Here is a 16,846-nt window from a genome sequence, read left to right on the forward strand (position 1 = left end):
CTAATCCTCCTTCCAATGACCTTTGTCATATTCTTTATGGGATAACACATGACGAATATACACACGCTTTGCCTGATACATCACAACAGCAATAAGTCGAATCTTATTCCCACCAATATCGAATACATGAAACTTTCCAACTTTATCAACTGCTGGAAATAACTGCTTCATTTCGGCAAAGTCTTTCGGATCATTTGCCTTAATAATTCGATACCAACCATCGAGTGCTGTTTCAGCCTGTGGCCACTTGTGCATTGCCTCTATAATTCTAGCGTGGGTGATCACATGCATAATATTTTATCGCATTTTGCTATAAATCAAGTATAAACTGATTATCGCATATTGCAATATTTTATAGCGAATTAAACAAACTCAGTTTCACCAACTTGATGATAGTGACGATTAAAATAAACCAACGCCTGATCTTGTTGATTTTTTTGAATAGCAACAATTGGGCAAATAAAAATAGTATGCGTCCCCACTTCTTGAATTTGTGAAATTTCACAATCAAAACTGACCAATGCATTTTTTAATATAGGAGCACCTGTTTCCAAAGCTGCCCATTCAGCCTGCTTAAAACGCTCATCGGAACTCAATTTTGATGAGGCAAATGCATTAGAAAGATGTTCTTGTTCTGCATTTAGCACATTCACACACAGCACTTTATTCTCTAAAAAACTGAGATGAGAACGCGATGATTTGTTCATACACACCAATAATGTTGGCGGTGTATCTGTCACGCTACATACCGCAGATGCAGTAAAACCATGACGTCCTGCATCTCCCATTGTCGTCACTACATTGACTGCACTTGATAAGAAAGACATTGCATTTTTGAAGTCTGTTGCTTTAACCATCACCGTATTCCAACACTCAACTTTTTTAGAAAGTTCAAAGGATGCTTTTTGCCTGAAAAAGCATCCCTGATTCACTTAACTTAAATTCACTTGGCTTGAATTCACTTCGCCTGATCGAACGCTTAACTAGATAATTCTTGGCGAATAATCTTCGTACCAGCAGCCAAAGCCTGTAACTTGCCTCGTGCAACCTGACGACTCAATGGTGCCATTCCACAGTTAGTCGATGGGTACAACTTGTTAGCATCGACAAATTGCAATGCTTTGCGCAATGTATCTGCAACTTCATCGGCTGTTTCAATCGTATTCGTTGCGACATCAATCGCACCCACCATCACCTTTTTACCACGGATAAGTTCAAGCAAATCCATCGGAACACGTGAGTTGTGACATTCCAGTGAGATAATATCCAAATTAGACTGCTGTAGTTTTGGGAAAACTGCTTCGTATTGACGCCATTCTGAGCCGAGTGTTTTTTTCCAATCGGTATTGGCTTTAATGCCATAGCCATAGCAAATATGCACGGCTGTTTCACATTTCAAACCTTCTAACGCGCGCTCTAATGTTGCCACGCCCCAGTCATTCACCTCATCAAAAAACACATTAAACGCAGGTTCATCAAACTGGATGATATCCACGCCTGCTGCTTCAAGTTCACGCGCTTCCTGATTCAGGATTTTGGCAAATTCCCACGCCAGTTTTTCACGGCTCTTGTAGTGCGCATCGTATAAAGTATCAATCATGGTCATAGGACCAGGCAACGCCCATTTGATGGGTTGATCTGTCAGTGAACGCAGGAATTTGGCATCTTCAACAAAGACTGGTTTTTGACGAGAAACTGCACCCACCACAGAAGGGACACTGGCATCATAACGATCACGAATTTTGACTGTTTCACGTTTCTCGAAATCGACACCTTCAAGGTGTTCAATAAAGGTGGTGACAAAATGCTGACGGGTTTGCTCCCCATCACTCACAATATCAATCCCTGCTTGCTGTTGTTCATGCAGTGATAGACGTAGCGCATCTTGTTTTGCGTCCAGTAATTCTTGCCCTGTTAATTTCCAAGCTGACCAAAGCTTTTCAGGTTCTGCCAACCACGAAGGTTTAGGTAAGCTGCCAGCCGTTGAAGTCGGTAATAAAATAGCCATTTTGAATCTTCTATCTAAATTTTAAGTTAAGCAACACGTTCTTGATTGGTAGCATGCGGCGGTACGAATTTGGCAGCCCATTGTTCAAGAATGTCTTGATAAGGTTTGATAAAGTTTTCTTCAGTCCATTTACCCTGCTTGACTGCCAATTGAGCTCGCTCAACACGGTCATACACAACCTGGGTCAGAGAATAATCCTGATAATTCAAACTTGGCTGATAGACCTCGCCTGCAGGTGAGTTGGTGTTATAAATTTCAGGACGATAAATTTTCTGGAAACTTTCCATGGTACTGATGGCACTGATCAGCTCAAAATCTGTGTAATCACGCAGTAAATCGCCAGAAAAATAGAACGCAAGCGGTGCATTGCTATTTTCAGGTTTGAAGTAACGCACGGTTAAACCCATTTTTTCAAAATAGTCATCGGTTCGTGAATATTCATCATTTTTATATTCTGTGCCTAAGACAGGATGCACATTGGTCGTACGATAATAAGTTTTTGTGGTTGATACGCTCAGGCAAATCACAGGTTGTTTTTGAAACTCAGCTTGGAACACTGCTGAACTGACCAAATGCTGATAAAGCTTGCCATGTAAATCACCAAAACTTTCAGGCTTTTCATTTACTTTGCAGCCTAATGCTGGCAAGACCACACTAAAATCATAATCACGAACATACGATGAAAAACTGTTGCCAATCATGCCTTCAATACGTTCATTTGTTTGATGATCTGTGATCGTACTTTTTAGCATTTCAATGAATGGAAAAGTTTTGCCATTTCCTTCAATATCAATTTCTGCAGAAATAATGTCGATTTCAAGCGAATAACGATCACCTTTTGGGTTATCGCAAGATGCCAGCGAGTTAAAACGATTATTGATCATCGCTAAAGTTCTGCGTAAATTTTCCTGACGGCTTTCACCACGCGCCAAATTTGCAAAATTGGTGGTTAAACGCGTGTTGTTAGCAGGTTCATAGTTTTCGTCAAAACGAATACGTTTAATTGAACAGGTGAATGGCTTTGTCATGATGATCTACTACCCAAATTTAAAAAGTTAAAATTTCTGAATGAGGGTATTTATACTGGAACGACAAAGTGAATAAAAATGATTTAACCTCAGTCCAAAGTGAATTTTATTCACCTTAATTTAAAATATGCAGCAAAACATCTAAAAATGATGGTTTTTCTGTTATCCCTTAAATTTAAAAATTAAAATAAATATTTCAATAACAACAAGTTAAAACCAAAAAATATTTTTATTCCGATAAATATTGAAGAGTATATTTTAGAGGACAGCACATAGTTCATTCAGTAGATTTCAGCCCTGAATGAATGAAACTCAGCTTGAAGTTAGAAAATCTCAGCTTCTGATTGGCTTGGTTTAGCATCTTCGTGATCAAAATGTATTCAGTTGGTCACATCAAAAAACAACGAGCAAAAAATCGGCAGGCAAAAAAATAGGTCAATTCGTCAGTTGACCAATTGACCTTACGATAAGCTCACTCGGAGCTTCTTAGATGATGCAGTTTTATTGAACTTGTGCAGGAAAATCATCTTCTGCCAATGCAGCGGTAATTTGATCTACTGTTGCAGTGCTTTCCACAGTCACAATTTTAGTCGCTAAATCGACTTCAACTTTTGCAGCAGGATCAACATCTTGAATGGTTGCCGTGACACCACGTGCACAACCGCCACAAGTCATATTTTCAATCAATAGTTTCATTGCGAACTCCACACTTCTGCCTTTGTTGAACTGTAGTTTAAAGCTTACCATGCTGGCAAGGTCAAGCCTATTTTGGGCTAAAATTTACTTGACCTTACCATCGTGTCAATCTATATGCTAAACACATCCTCCAAATTATAGAGACGACCATGGACGCAAAACACCCAAATGCCTCTCCCTATCAGGAAACTTTGTCTATAGAAGGCATGACCTGTGCCTCATGTGTCGGGCGTGTCGAAAAAGCCTTAAAAAAAGTCGATGGTGTAGAAAAAGCTGAAGTGAATCTTGCAACAGAAAAAGCACTGATTCACGCATCGCAACCTTTAGACCGTGCACTGCTCATTAAGGCAGTGCAACGTGCAGGTTTTGATGTAGCTGCCATTCAACCAATAGAACTGTCTATTGATGGCATGACCTGTGCCTCGTGTGTAGCACGTGTCGAAAAAGCCTTAAAGAAAGTGTCTGGTGTAGAACAAGCCAATGTCAATTTGGCGACTGAACGCGCATGGATTCAACCGAATGCCACAGTTTCTAGCCAAGACCTGATTCGAGCGATTCAAAAAGCAGGTTATGACGCCAAACTGCTGCAACACGACTCTAACGAACAACACGATAAAAAGAATCTGGAACAGCAACAACTGAAACGTGATTTAGTAATTTCACTGATTTTAGCCTTGCCTGTATTTATTCTGGAAATGGGCTCACACATGATTCCCGCCTTTCACATGTGGGTGATGCACAATATTGGGCAACAACAAAGTTGGTTGATTCAATTTGCTTTAACCACATTGGTGCTGCTGTTACCAGGACGTCGTTTTTATCAAAAAGGGATTCCAGCGCTGTTACGTTTTGCGCCTGATATGAACTCTTTGGTGGCTGTGGGAACTTTGGCTGCATACAGTTTTTCATTGGTAGCGACATTTATGCCACAGCTTTTACCAGAAGGCACAGTGCATGTTTATTATGAAGCTGCGGCAGTGATTGTCAGTTTAATTTTGCTAGGGCGCTATTTCGAAGCCAAAGCCAAAGGTCGCACTTCACAAGCCATTCAGCATTTAATTGGTATGCAAGCCAAAACTGCGCGTATTCATCGAGATGGTCAAATCATTGAAGTACCTGTGGCAGAAGTCAGTTCCAATACCATTGTCGAAATCCGCCCGGGTGAACGTATTCCTGTAGATGGTGAAGTAGTCGAAGGTCATAGTTATATAGATGAATCGATGATTACAGGTGAACCTGTTCCTGTGGCAAAACAAGTGGGCAATCAAGTTGTAGGCGGTACCATCAACCAAAATGGCACACTAAATATTCGTGCTACTGCCATTGGTGAAGCTTCGGTGTTGGCGCAAATTATTCGTATGGTCGAACAAGCGCAAGGCTCTAAATTACCTATTCAAGCCTTGGTGGATAAAGTGACCATGTGGTTTGTACCTGCCGTGATGTTATTGGCTGCACTTACTTTTATTGTGTGGTTTATTTTTGGCCCAGAACCTACCCTAACCTTTGGTTTAGTCAATGCAGTCGCTGTTCTAATTATTGCCTGCCCATGTGCGATGGGTTTAGCCACACCGACTTCAATTATGGTGGGAACAGGTCGTGGCGCAGAAATGGGCGTGCTGTTTCGTAAAGGCGAAGCTTTGCAGCTTTTGCAAGATGTTAAAGTGGTCGCGGTGGATAAAACAGGAACGCTCACCGAAGGCAAACCAACATTAACCGATTTTCATGTGCAATCGGGTTTTGATGCAGATCAGGTCTTTGCACTTTTGGCATCGGTAGAAGCGAAATCTGAGCATCCCATTGCACTGGCGATTGTGCAAGCTGCAACAGAAAAGCAAGTCAGTTTACTGCCTGTGACCGAGTTTGACAGCATCACAGGTTCAGGTATTGAAGCACTGGTGAATGGTCAACGTATTCAGATTGGTGCAGACCGTTATATGCAACAAATTGGGCTAGATGTTAGCGCTTTTAATGCAGAAGCTGCACGTTTAGGACAAGAAGGCAAAACACCCATTTATATGGCGATTGATCAACAACTGGCAGCCATTGTTGCCGTTGCAGACCCAATTAAAGACACGACTTTTGCTGCTATTGCAGCGTTGCATCAACTGGGTTTAAAAGTGGCGATGATTACGGGAGATAACCGACATACGGCTCAGGCAATTGCTGCACGTTTACAGATTGATCATGTGGTGGCCGAGGTTTTACCTGAAGGCAAGGTCGATGTTGTACGTGAATTACAACAGCAATTTGGACGTGTGGCTTTTGTGGGTGATGGTATTAATGATGCCCCTGCTTTGGCACAAGCCGATGTTGGAATTGCGATTGGGACAGGTACAGATGTTGCGATTGAAGCAGCCGAAGTTGTATTGATGTCGGGCAATTTACAAGGTGTGCCCAATGCAATTGCTTTGAGTAAAGCCACCATCCGCAATATTCGTCAAAATCTATTTTGGGCATTTATTTATAATATTGCCTTGATTCCAATTGCTGCAGGCGTGCTATACCCGTTTGCAGGTATTTTGCTCTCGCCTATTTTTGCTGCAGGCGCGATGGCATTATCTTCAGTGTTTGTATTGGGTAATGCGCTCCGCTTAAAATATTTCCAAGCAGCACAGGTTTAAATGCAACACACAAAGGGTTTAGAAGATTGTTCTACGCCCTTTTTATGAGAGAAGTCACATGAATATTGGTCAAGCCTCTAAGCTATCGGGTATTTCCAGCAAAATGATTCGTTATTATGAGCAAATTGGTTTGCTGGATAGCGCCAAACGCTCTGCTTCGGGTTATCGGATTTATTCTGAGCAAGATTTAAAAACTTTGTCTTTTATTAAGCATGCACGGGATTTGGGTTTCTCTTCTGAGCAAATGAAAGAATTGCTAGGTTTATGGAAAAATGCTGACCGACAAAGTGCAGAAGTAAAGCAGCTCACACTTAAACATATTGAAACCTTAAAACAGAAGATTGCGCAATTACAGGAAATGGCGAACTGGCTACAAAGCTCTGCAGATCATTGCTCTGGGGATGAGCAGGCAGATTGTGTGATTTTGAAGGATATTGAGTTGGGGAAGTGATTTGGAATTAAGCCTCCCCCCATTCAAACAAGACCTGACAGTTATCCACTTGTTAGAAACCATTGTTGTATCTGTCAGCTTAAATTTGACTTAGGAAATCTACATCCCTATCTTTTTTAATACATAGCATAAAAAAAATCACACTTTGGGGAAGTGTGGGGGGAAACTTTGAATATCTGTTACTTTATGGGAGCGTATTATATATAAAAACAATTTGAATTAGTGAGCATTCTATATAATTTACGAGATAAATTTAACACTTTTTAAGAATCTCTCCAATAAACTGCACAACAATCAAGTTTTAGCACTATTCATTACGCATATTTTAGCACGGTAATTCATACCCTTTTTCATTAATTAAACGAACCGCAGCATCACAGACTTCTGCATCATAAATTGTACCGTGTCCACGTATGACTTCTGCAAGTGCGACATCTACCCCTAATGCGAGGAGAAATAAATGACTTTAAGTCAAATACGTCTGGCGATACTAAGTCACGAGATAATTTAGGCATACTTTACCCTGCACCCAACCGATGAATGGTTTTTAGACTGACTTCGCTCACTACAGGTACGACAATATTCTGAAAAGACATCACGATATTTCCTATTTACTTGCAAGCCTGATTGAATCAATCTCTTTTATCATCTTACAAGCTATTGATCATTTTTTAAGGCATTTAAAGGTTGAAATTTAAGGAAATTTTATAAAAAACTCCAAGCTCAAACTCAAAAACCACATTACGACTTCATCTATTTCGTGAAATACCTCTCATTTTTAAACGATAAATTTTTTAGAATGATTTATGCTATATCACACATCAATAAACGAAAATTGAATAACAAGAGAGTTTGATCTATGCCACATTCTTACCACCTCGAAAAACACTATATTGAACGGTCTGGATGGTTACGTGCTGCAGTATTGGGTGCGAACGATGGGATCATTTCTGTGACCAGTTTGGTCGTGGGGATGGCAGCCAGTGGTGCATCTTCTCAAACATTGTTAATTACCTGTATTGCAGGCTTAATTTCGGGCGCTGCTTCTATGGCAGCAGGTGAATATATTTCGGTGAAATCTCAACAAGACATTGAACAAAATGACCTTGCGATGGAAGCACGCGAATTAAAACTCAATCCAGAGCATGAACTAAAAGAACTCACCAATATTTATATGATTCGTGGTTTAGATGCCGAATTGGCAGAACAAGTTGCCATACAACTGACTGCTCACAATGCTCTAGATGCCCATGCCCGTGACGAAATTGGTATTTTAGAACACACCTCAGCGCAGCCATTTATGGCAGCTTTTTCATCGGCATTGGCATTTACTGTAGGTTCATTATTCCCGTTGGTGTCTATTTTACTCTTACCTGAACATCTGTTAGACAAAGGCGTGATGTTGGTCGGTGTAATCAGTCTAGGGGTTATGGGTGCGCTTGCCAGCTATGTCGGTGGCGCAAGTATGTGGAAAGGTGCATTGCGTGTCATGATCTGGGGTATTGTCGCCATGGTATTCAGTGCGTGGATTGGTTCAATGTTCCATGTCGCTGTGGCTTAAAATCTAGAAAACTCAGTATAAAAATCTGCCCTATCTTTGGATAAAAATATGTTCAGAGATAGGGCAAGCTTCAGAAATAACATGAATGAACAGCTTATCCATGCAAAGTTTATATCTCTAAAACTTCTATCTTCAAAGTTAATCAAATAAAACTACAACAGATTCAGCCCACAATTTTAAGTCAGTTTTAAGTTTCAAATTTTAAACTAAAGCATCTTAAAGTCTTTTGAATCATTGACAATGTCTAAGCAGCCCGAATCACCACTTGCTCCATCTATCTTTGCCCGACTACGCTTTTGGCAAAAACCGATTTCTTTATTCTATTTCAATCTACTGCTTGCCCTATGGTTAGGCTTGGTATTGAACTATGGATTTTATGAGAAAATTCAACAATTCACACCTTATCAGGGCATTAAAGCCATAGGCTTATTGATTGCAACTGTGATCGTCATCGTATCGGCGTATCATCTGTTGCTGCAATGGCTAAACTGGCGTTGGAATGCCAAAATATTAGCCAGTATTTTGATTGTAGTCGGTGGATTCAGCGCTTATTTTGTTAATAGCTTGGGCGTAGTGATTACCGCAGACCAAATTCAAAATATGCTGCAAACCGATGTACGTGATCTTTTGTCTGTACGCTTAGTGGTTTGGAGTGTGCTGTTTGTACTATTGCCATTGGTCTTGGTGTGGTCTGTTAAAATTCAGCCGACTCATTTTGCCCGTCAATTACTGCAAAAGACTTTAGGCAGTGTAGTTTCGATTGTGCTGATTTTGGGTTTATTGTTCTGTTTTTATGTGGATTATGCTGCAATCTTCCGCGAGCATCGTGATTTAAAAGGCATGCTTTCTCCACAAAATGCGATTGCCTCTAGTCTATCGTATTATAAAAAGAAAGCACCCAAACAGAATTTGCCGCTGCTGCGCTATGGTGAAGATGCGCATTTAATTCAACGTGCGAAAGCAGGCACAGCACCCAAAATTATGCTGTTGGTGGTTGGTGAAACTGCACGTGCTGAAAGCTTCTCGCTGAATGGCTACGCAAAAAATACCAACCCTGAACTCTCTAAGCTGCCTGTGATTAATTTCACTCAAGTCAGCTCTTGTGGTACAGCCACGGCTGTTTCTGTGCCGTGCATGTTCTCGGGGATGCCACGCCAAAATTATGATGAACAACTGGCAAGTCACCGTGAAGGATTACTGGATATTGCTCAGCGTGCAGGTTATCAAGTCACTTGGATTGATAACAATTCAGGCTGTAAAGGTGCCTGTGATCGGGTGCAGCAATATCAAATTCCTGCAGAACTAAAACAAAAATGGTGTGATGCCAGCGGTGAATGTTTAGACGAAATTTTAGTAGACAGTTTACAGGCTTATCTTGCTCAACTGGACCCGAAAGACACGCGCTCACATTTAATTATCTTGCACCAAATGGGCAGTCATGGACCTGCTTATTTCAAACGCTCAACCGCAGCTTATCAACCCTTCCAACCGACGTGTAACAGCAATGCGATTCAGGGGTGCAGTGCCGATGCCTTACGCAATACCTATGACAACTCGATTGTCTATACCGACCATGTTTTAAGTCAGTTGATTCAAACTTTAGAGCAACAAAAAAACTATCAAACAAGTTTTTGGTATTTGTCTGATCATGGAGAATCGACAGGCGAACATGGTTTATATTTACACGGCGCACCGTATTCTATGGCACCCACTCAACAAACTCATGTACCGATGCTGATGTGGTTTTCAGAAACTTGGCAACAACAAAATGCTGCGCAAGTGAATTGCTTAAAAGCACAACGCCAAACAGCATTGAGTCAGGACAATCTTTTCCCAAGTTTATTGAGCTTACTAGATGTAAAAAGCCAAGTGATTGATCCGAAAATTGATATGCTGAATCAATGTTCTGCCCCATCTACCACTCAACCGCAGCACGAGTCGTAACATGCCTAAAATATTAATCATTGAAGATGATTTTATGATTGCCGAATCGACCCAAACCTTGCTCAAGTTACAGCAATTTGATGTTACTTGGGTGAACAACGGGATTGATGGCTTAAAGCAATTAGAGCAGCAAGATATCCAGTTGGTGTTGCTGGACTTAGGCTTACCCATGATGGACGGCATGCAGGTATTAAAAAACATTCGCCAGTTACATCTACAATTGCCCGTGCTGATTATTTCTGCGCGTGATCAATTGCAACAACGGGTGGATGGTTTAAATCAGGGTGCAGATGATTATTTAATTAAACCCTATGAATTTGATGAATTACTGGCGCGAATTTATGCCCTGCTCAGACGTAGCGGCGCACAAAATCCTGTAAACGATACCGCACATATTTTAAGTTATGGCGATTTAGTCTTAGATACCGAACAACATTTGGCAAAATTCAAAGGTGAATATATCGAATTGTCGAATCGTGAATGGGCAATTTTAATGGCTTTGGTCAGCCACCCTAATAAAATTTTCTCTAAAAGTAATTTAGAAGATAAATTATATGATTTTGACAGTGAAGTCAGCAGCAACACCATTGAAGTCTATATTCACCATTTACGCGCCAAACTTGGCAAGGACTTTATTCGTACCATTCGTGGTTTGGGCTACCGTTTAGGGCAAATTTAATGCAATCCTACTCTTTGCAAAAACGTCTGATTGTTTATGTTTCTATCTTTAGTGTCATGTTGGGCTGCGTTTTGGTATTTGCAGCGTATCGAATTGCCCTAGAAGAAATGAATGAAATTTTAGATGCACAAATGCAAAGTTTGGCGGAACGCATTGCAGCAAACCATCCAGAACCTACACAAAGCCAAATCGATTTAAATCAGAGATATAGCGAAGAAGACTTATTTGTCGATATTTGGTCATATACCGATGCAACACCACAATTACACCCTCAAGGTGTGTTGCTACAACCCGTAGAAAAACCAGGGTTTTATAATCATCAAACTGAATCTGGACTGTGGCATACCTATATTTTGCCGCAGGAAAATCTACAAATTCAAATTAGCCAGCAAAACTCTGTGCGCCAATATTTAGCTTTAGAGTTAGCGGCAAATATGTTTATTCCTTACGCGCTATTTTTACCCTTTGCCCTTTTGGCTTTGGGTTGGCTCATTCGTCATAATTTCCAACCGCTCAATGACTTTAAAAGCGAATTGGCACGTCGTAAAGCGCAGGATCTCAGCCCGATTCACATGTTGGATTATCCTGTCGAGCTTGCACCCACGATTCAGGAAATGAATCAGTTATTTACGCGAATTTCTGCCGCACAGCAGGAACAGCGCCAGTTCGTTGCCGATGCTGCACATGAGTTACGTACCCCGCTCACCGCACTTAATTTACAAGTACAAATTTTATTGCAGCAATTTCCACATAGTGATGCTCTCAATAATTTAAGCCAAGGGGTTTTGCGTTTACAGCATTTGGTCAATCAGTTATTAAGCTTAGCCAAGCAAGATGCCTCAGATAGTCTAATTGAAAACGATCAAACCCTATCTTTAAATCAAATGACCATTGCCTGTGTGGAACAGCTCATTCAATTGGCATTGCAAAAAGATATTGATTTAGGTGTCGAACAACGCCAAGAGTTGAATATTCATGGACAAAGTTCTGCTTTACATTCCATTATTTATAATTTAATTGATAATGCGATTAAATATACCCCCAAACAAGGCGTGATTAATGTGACTATTTTTCAGCAAGAACAACATGCAATTTTGCAAATTGAAGACAGTGGTGCAGGCATTGACCCCGCACTATTCAATCAAATTCGACAGCGTTTTTACCGTATTCATAACCATGCGGAAATTGGTAGTGGTTTAGGTTTATCTATTGTAGATAAAGCCACCCAACGCTTAGGTGCAAGTTTAGAGTTTTCTAAAAGTGCCAGTTTAGGTGGTTTATGTGTGCAGGTTAAATTTCCGATGCGTTAAGATCGGGTTTTAAGTTAGATTTTGAGTGTGCAATTTATGCGCCAAGAATGCATAGGCAACCACATTCAAACACCAAGTAATCCAGCCTGTCCAAAGATTATGACTAAAAAAATGTGCCCCGCGCATCATTTGCGCCCAGCCCATCCCCATGCCTAAAATACATGCTGCAATTAAGAAAAAATAAGCACGTTTAGGTTGAGCAACCCGATAAACAAAATATCCTACCAATAAAGCAAAACCACTTGAGGCATGCCCACCAGGAAAACAATGCCCTGCCGTTGCACTTAAATCCCACCAAACGCCATGCGCTGTGGCAATGCTCATATCCCACGGGCAAGCATGTGCCGACTGCGATTTAAGTATTGCAATCACACTGGTTGAAATCACCGCCATCCAAAAGAAATAGCCAAACTCCCAACGACGAGCACGTAATTTTTGAAATCTGAAAGACAGCAACCAAGCCAGCAAATAGCTCAGATATACTGCAATCAGGATATATTTGACATACCGATGATTTAATACAGCCAATGCCCAGTCTTGTCGAAGTGGAAATTCTGCATGAGCATCCACAAAGGGTTGAATGAGGTATAAATCTAGCCTGCCTGCAACGCTAAAGAAATTGAGCAATATCAGCAAACTCAGAAGGAGTAAAATTGCTTGAAGAAGTAAAAATTTTGAATGCTGATGCCGCATGAGGAATACTCAACTCACTATCTATTTTAAAGTCTGTTTTATGCTTGTTTTTTAAGGAATTAAGCAGAAATCAGGCATGCACCCCAAGTCAATGCGATAATTGCCAAAGCAACAAATTGCGCTGCACTGCCCATATCTTTGGCATTTTTAGACAAGGGATGTTGCTCAATTGAAACACGATCGACCACAGCTTCAATGGCTGAATTAATCAGTTCGACAATGATGGCAAGTAAACACACCACTATCATGATCACTTGTTCGACACGACTAACAGGCATGAAAAAACTGAGTGGAATCAGCAGTGAATTAATCAGAATGATTTGCCGAAATGCCGCTTCATTTTGAAAGGCGGCTTTAAACCCTGCCAAAGAATAGCTTGTGGCATTCAAAATCCTTTGTAAACCAGAAGTGCCTTTGTAAGGAGAGCGTGGAAGCATAGTGAATCTGATTTGAAATAAATCCGATGTTAAGTCACTTAGCTTAAAATTGGCTTAAATATAACCTTTTGAGACTATTAAATTAAATCTGTGTAATATGTAACATTATGAATGCCTATTGAATAATAAGACTCCATCTAAAGTAAGCTGTAAATACCATCAATTTCTTATTGTTGAATCTAAGGTTGTATCAATTGCTCGGCTTCAACTTGCTTAATATCAAAATCAGGACTTTCTTTGGCTTGAATAATTTGCACAGGAATAAAGCGCACTTGAACCACACTTGGTTTTCCACGTGGGTCTTGTGCTAATTTTTGATTCAATGCAGAAATCTGTTGAGGTTTTGGCGCTATATCTCCACGCAAGACTACGCGAATTAAAGTCATCTCTTTACGCCGATCAAACTGCACCGTATCAATCAAATTATTATGTTGATTAAATTGACTTTCAATCAAGCTTTCTACCTGATGTTCATACATCTGTTTATTTAACATCATCATAAAGTTAAAGCTTAAATAGATACCCAGCGCAAAAAGTACTAAAAGACTCACGATATTTCTTTTAATAAATTCAATTACTGTGCTATTTACTTCTTCATCTGAACCGCGTCTAAAACCTGCTGCCCATAACACCAGTGAAGAACTAATTTGAATAGCAACAATATTGGTCAGTGCCAACAGCAGAGCATTTGCTGCATGTTTCCATTCCAGATGCGCAATTAATATGCCACTTGCAACCAGCGGCGGTACCAAAGCAGTCGCAACTGCAACGCCAACAACAGCCACAGACAGACGTGGTGAAACGGCTGCAAATGCCCCTGCTGCACCACCCGCAAGTGCAATCATTAAATCCATAATGGTAGGCTGAGTTCTAGACAGAATTTCATGGGTGATAGGTAAGTTAATATTGATAAGACCTAAAATGATGCCAATACTGACAATCATCGACACACCTAAAACTAAGGTTTTAAATGCTGTTTTAAAAAACAACCATCGATTATCAATAAATGCTAAAGCCATACCTGAAATAGGGCCTAGCATCATCGCAACCAGCATTGCACCAATCACCACTGCGGCTGAATTTGACAATAAACCATAGCCCGCAATAATCGCTGCCAAAGCATTCATTATAAAAAAGGTTTTGCTTGGTAAGGCATCCGCTTGAATGTTCAACCGTACTTGTTTATGATCAATTTTTTTAGAATTTTCGCGCTCCGCCTGTTTGTATTTCAGCTTTTCTTTCAAAAGTTCATATTTTTCTTGTTCAGGACTGTCTTCAACCACTATCGTTGGATCTTGATCTTTTTCCAAAGCATACCTCCGTGTCAGCTAAAGAAGAATCTTTCCAAATCCTCATACGGCCGTAGACTTTGTGCAATTACGCCCATCATGTTTAGCTTCATACAATTTATTATCTGCAAGTTTCAGTACATCAGAAACATCTTCTGCATCTCGAGGCCAAAAAGCGATGCCAACAGAGATGGTGATTTGACCCATCTGATTAATCGTAGTTTCCTGCATGGTTTTTCTAAGCCGCTCTGCAGCTTTATACACCACATTTGCATCTGCAGTCGTCATTAAAACTAGAAATTCTTCACCGCCACTACGACAGCAAACATCCTGTTCCCTAAAATTAGTTAGCATTATTTGCGCGAGCGTTTTAAGTACCACATCACCTTGATCATGCCCATACTGATCATTAATTTGCTTAAAAAAATCTATATCAATGGCTAATACTGCAAATTCGGTACGAGTCTCTAGCAGTTCATTTAAAAATAATTGCATACCACGACGGTTATATAAACCTGTTAATGGGTCCGTATTGACACGATGTTTTAACTCCGCAATCCGATCACTAAAGGTTTCCGAACTCATTAATAATGAGGTTCTAAACTTTAAAACCTCGAAATACCACGGATCAACTTCTTTAATTTTATTTTCAATGTCCGCATGATTGAGCATACTTGCCATACGTGCCAAGCGGTTCAAAGGTGAAGAAATAAAGCTTGAGATATACCAAATCAATAAAAAAATAAAAAAGTAAAAAATGAAGATTCCAATCGATACTTTAAAAATCAGCGTATTAGCTTGTGCAAGTAAATCATCTGTGGGCTGCTGAGAAACTACAATCCAATTTACACTTGGAATATGTGCAAAACCCGCCAAATTATCTATACCTAAACTATTCTTTAAACGAATTGATCCCTTTGTATTCTTATTAATATAATCCAAACCTGTATTATTGATAATTTTTTCACCAATTCGCTTTTTATCTGGATGAAAAATAATACGATTATGTTGATCAATCACATACATATAACTTTTTTTATAATCATACTGAGTATTGAGCATGGTATTAATCAAGTTCTGCTCCTGTAAATAAATCGTACCACTGATTAAGCCTAAATATTGATGTGTTTTATTATAAATAGGTTGTGACATCATGACGATTAAATTATTACTTATAGACCAATAGGGAGATGAAATATAAGTTTTCTTTTTTTCAATAGATCCATCAATACCAATGGTACTATAAGCCTGATTAAAATTAAGTTTTAATGTATTAGGTGCATAAGCTAAAATATGTTTATTCTGCTCTACCAATAAAACACTATTAAAATTATTCGATTGATTTTTTAAGCGTTTTACTTCTTCTTTTCTAACTTGTGTATTATAAAATTTTTTTTCTAATAAACGTGCACTATAATCCAACTCTTGCAGCATATCTGAAAAATGTTGATTGGCACTGGTGGCAATTTTTTCTGCATATTTTTCATTGATCGAAAGTGAATTTTGAATTAATTGTTGTTTAATTACATAATTTAAAATAAAAATACTTACGACAAATAAGCCTGATACACTTAAAATTGTGGAAATTAAAATAAGTTTACGCAGATCCAATCCAAGTCGTAGTAAAAAATGTTTCAACAGTTCCTACCCCAAAAATTCAAAAACTGTGACAATTGCCAACTTTAACACATAATTTTACAACTCAATCACATAATTTTAAAGCAATATAGTTGAATTTTTGATGTTCAATTCAACAAATTGGATAATTCGCTTGTTGCTGACCACAAACTAAATCAGAAATATATCCTCTAAATACAATTTCTACCACACACTTCCTAAGAATGCACCGACTAATAACAAATAAAGACAACTTGAATTTTTTCGTTCTTATTTTTTGCTGAAAACCTTGTCTATTCGATAAATTTTTAGGGTCAATTACTCATAAAATTACAAAAAATAAATATTTATTCCATGCTTTAAATTTATCCTATCCACCTAATAAATAAGTTGACAAAAATAACTAATCATGCGAAAAAGTTTTTTTAGTTAACAGATGTTCACACATGCCTCGAATTGTTTCTGTACCACTTAGTTTAGAACAGCGAGAACGACTCATTTTTCTGGCCAAG

The 16,846-nt window shown here is 39.3% G+C and carries 15 protein-coding genes and 1 pseudogene; 7 read left to right on the top strand and 9 right to left on the bottom strand.

What is annotated here, in order from left to right; translation table 11 throughout:
* The 5 genes from FTT70_RS11060 to FTT70_RS11080 form a co-directional block, all read right to left on the bottom strand.
* The gene (locus FTT70_RS11060; RefSeq protein WP_019836372.1) at positions 1-291 is read right to left on the bottom strand and encodes a type II toxin-antitoxin system HigB family toxin; all 291 of its coding nucleotides are present in this window, start codon (positions 289-291) and stop codon (positions 1-3) included.
* A gap of 71 nt (positions 292-362) precedes the next feature.
* Positions 363-857: a flavin reductase gene (locus FTT70_RS11065; protein WP_004970523.1), complete on the bottom strand. Its 495-nt coding sequence runs from the start codon at positions 855-857 to the stop codon at positions 363-365.
* 122 nt (positions 858-979) lie between these two features.
* Positions 980-2,008, bottom strand: a complete 1,029-nt coding sequence (locus FTT70_RS11070) for a methionine synthase (RefSeq protein WP_180168623.1) — start codon at positions 2,006-2,008, stop codon at positions 980-982.
* A gap of 26 nt (positions 2,009-2,034) precedes the next feature.
* On the bottom strand, positions 2,035-3,036 hold the full coding sequence (locus tag FTT70_RS11075; RefSeq protein WP_180168624.1) for a putative oxygenase MesX: 1,002 nt from the start codon (positions 3,034-3,036) through the stop codon (positions 2,035-2,037).
* 501 nt (positions 3,037-3,537) lie between these two features.
* A complete protein-coding gene (locus FTT70_RS11080) occupies positions 3,538-3,732 on the bottom strand; it encodes a heavy-metal-associated domain-containing protein (protein ID WP_004970528.1) in 195 nt (64 codons plus the stop codon).
* Between the two features lie 149 nt (positions 3,733-3,881).
* Here FTT70_RS11080 and FTT70_RS11085 point away from each other — a divergent pair, with 149 nt between their 5' ends.
* The 6 genes from FTT70_RS11085 to FTT70_RS11110 all read left to right on the top strand — a co-directional run bounded on the left by FTT70_RS11085 (position 3,882) and on the right by FTT70_RS11110 (position 12,298).
* Positions 3,882-6,353: a heavy metal translocating P-type ATPase gene (locus FTT70_RS11085; RefSeq protein WP_180060438.1), complete on the top strand. Its 2,472-nt coding sequence runs from the start codon at positions 3,882-3,884 to the stop codon at positions 6,351-6,353.
* A 58-nt stretch (positions 6,354-6,411) separates the two neighbouring features.
* On the top strand, positions 6,412-6,804 hold the full coding sequence (gene cueR / locus FTT70_RS11090; RefSeq protein WP_179991269.1) for a Cu(I)-responsive transcriptional regulator: 393 nt from the start codon (positions 6,412-6,414) through the stop codon (positions 6,802-6,804).
* A gap of 859 nt (positions 6,805-7,663) precedes the next feature.
* Complete coding sequence (locus FTT70_RS11095) at positions 7,664-8,365, top strand: VIT family protein (RefSeq protein ID WP_096902719.1); 702 nt, start codon at positions 7,664-7,666, stop codon at positions 8,363-8,365.
* Positions 8,366-8,605: 240 nt separating this feature from the next.
* A complete protein-coding gene (locus tag FTT70_RS11100; RefSeq protein WP_180168625.1) occupies positions 8,606-10,309 on the top strand; it encodes a phosphoethanolamine transferase in 1,704 nt (567 codons plus the stop codon).
* A gap of 1 nt (position 10,310) precedes the next feature.
* The gene (locus FTT70_RS11105; RefSeq protein WP_104852307.1) at positions 10,311-10,988 is read left to right on the top strand and encodes a response regulator transcription factor; all 678 of its coding nucleotides are present in this window, start codon (positions 10,311-10,313) and stop codon (positions 10,986-10,988) included.
* The gene (locus tag FTT70_RS11110; protein ID WP_180168626.1) at positions 10,988-12,298 is read left to right on the top strand and encodes a HAMP domain-containing sensor histidine kinase; all 1,311 of its coding nucleotides are present in this window, start codon (positions 10,988-10,990) and stop codon (positions 12,296-12,298) included. Before FTT70_RS11105 ends, FTT70_RS11110 begins: the two co-directional genes overlap by 1 nt.
* Positions 12,299-12,307: 9 nt before the next feature.
* Here FTT70_RS11110 and FTT70_RS11115 read toward each other — a convergent pair whose 3' ends face one another.
* The 4 genes from FTT70_RS11115 to FTT70_RS11130 all read right to left on the bottom strand — a co-directional run bounded on the left by FTT70_RS11115 (position 12,308) and on the right by FTT70_RS11130 (position 16,355).
* The gene (locus FTT70_RS11115; protein ID WP_179994041.1) at positions 12,308-12,991 is read right to left on the bottom strand and encodes a phosphatase PAP2 family protein; all 684 of its coding nucleotides are present in this window, start codon (positions 12,989-12,991) and stop codon (positions 12,308-12,310) included.
* A gap of 59 nt (positions 12,992-13,050) precedes the next feature.
* The gene (locus tag FTT70_RS11120; protein ID WP_179988910.1) at positions 13,051-13,428 is read right to left on the bottom strand and encodes a diacylglycerol kinase; all 378 of its coding nucleotides are present in this window, start codon (positions 13,426-13,428) and stop codon (positions 13,051-13,053) included.
* Between the two features lie 179 nt (positions 13,429-13,607).
* Positions 13,608-14,738, bottom strand: a complete 1,131-nt coding sequence (locus FTT70_RS11125) for a TIGR00341 family protein (RefSeq protein ID WP_004970544.1) — start codon at positions 14,736-14,738, stop codon at positions 13,608-13,610.
* A gap of 42 nt (positions 14,739-14,780) precedes the next feature.
* Positions 14,781-16,355, bottom strand: coding sequence for a sensor domain-containing diguanylate cyclase (locus FTT70_RS11130; protein ID WP_180009250.1), 1,575 nt, complete (start codon positions 16,353-16,355; stop codon positions 14,781-14,783).
* A gap of 425 nt (positions 16,356-16,780) precedes the next feature.
* On the opposite strand from FTT70_RS11130, the pseudogene FTT70_RS13730 reads away from it, so the two are divergent.
* A pseudogene (locus tag FTT70_RS13730) lies at positions 16,781-16,846 on the top strand (helix-turn-helix domain-containing protein); the annotation flags it as partial.

This window comes from Acinetobacter sp. YH01003 (assembly GCF_013420525.1).
Classification (GTDB): domain Bacteria; phylum Pseudomonadota; class Gammaproteobacteria; order Pseudomonadales; family Moraxellaceae; genus Acinetobacter; species Acinetobacter towneri.

What these genes read in the sequence shown, in the direction of transcription:
- FTT70_RS11060 (WP_019836372.1), bottom strand. Translation starts at nt 291, where the DNA reads ATGCATGTGATCACCCACGCTAGAATTATAGAGGCAATGCACAAGTGG.
- FTT70_RS11065 (WP_004970523.1), bottom strand. Translation starts at nt 857, where the DNA reads ATGGTTAAAGCAACAGACTTCAAAAATGCAATGTCTTTCTTATCAAGT.
- FTT70_RS11070 (WP_180168623.1), bottom strand. Translation starts at nt 2,008, where the DNA reads ATGGCTATTTTATTACCGACTTCAACGGCTGGCAGCTTACCTAAACCT.
- FTT70_RS11075 (WP_180168624.1), bottom strand. Translation starts at nt 3,036, where the DNA reads ATGACAAAGCCATTCACCTGTTCAATTAAACGTATTCGTTTTGACGAA.
- FTT70_RS11080 (WP_004970528.1), bottom strand. Translation starts at nt 3,732, where the DNA reads ATGAAACTATTGATTGAAAATATGACTTGTGGCGGTTGTGCACGTGGT.
- FTT70_RS11085 (WP_180060438.1), top strand. Translation starts at nt 3,882, where the DNA reads ATGGACGCAAAACACCCAAATGCCTCTCCCTATCAGGAAACTTTGTCT.
- cueR (WP_179991269.1), top strand. Translation starts at nt 6,412, where the DNA reads ATGAATATTGGTCAAGCCTCTAAGCTATCGGGTATTTCCAGCAAAATG.
- FTT70_RS11095 (WP_096902719.1), top strand. Translation starts at nt 7,664, where the DNA reads ATGCCACATTCTTACCACCTCGAAAAACACTATATTGAACGGTCTGGA.
- FTT70_RS11100 (WP_180168625.1), top strand. Translation starts at nt 8,606, where the DNA reads ATGTCTAAGCAGCCCGAATCACCACTTGCTCCATCTATCTTTGCCCGA.
- FTT70_RS11105 (WP_104852307.1), top strand. Translation starts at nt 10,311, where the DNA reads ATGCCTAAAATATTAATCATTGAAGATGATTTTATGATTGCCGAATCG.
- FTT70_RS11110 (WP_180168626.1), top strand. Translation starts at nt 10,988, where the DNA reads ATGCAATCCTACTCTTTGCAAAAACGTCTGATTGTTTATGTTTCTATC.
- FTT70_RS11115 (WP_179994041.1), bottom strand. Translation starts at nt 12,991, where the DNA reads ATGCGGCATCAGCATTCAAAATTTTTACTTCTTCAAGCAATTTTACTC.
- FTT70_RS11120 (WP_179988910.1), bottom strand. Translation starts at nt 13,428, where the DNA reads ATGCTTCCACGCTCTCCTTACAAAGGCACTTCTGGTTTACAAAGGATT.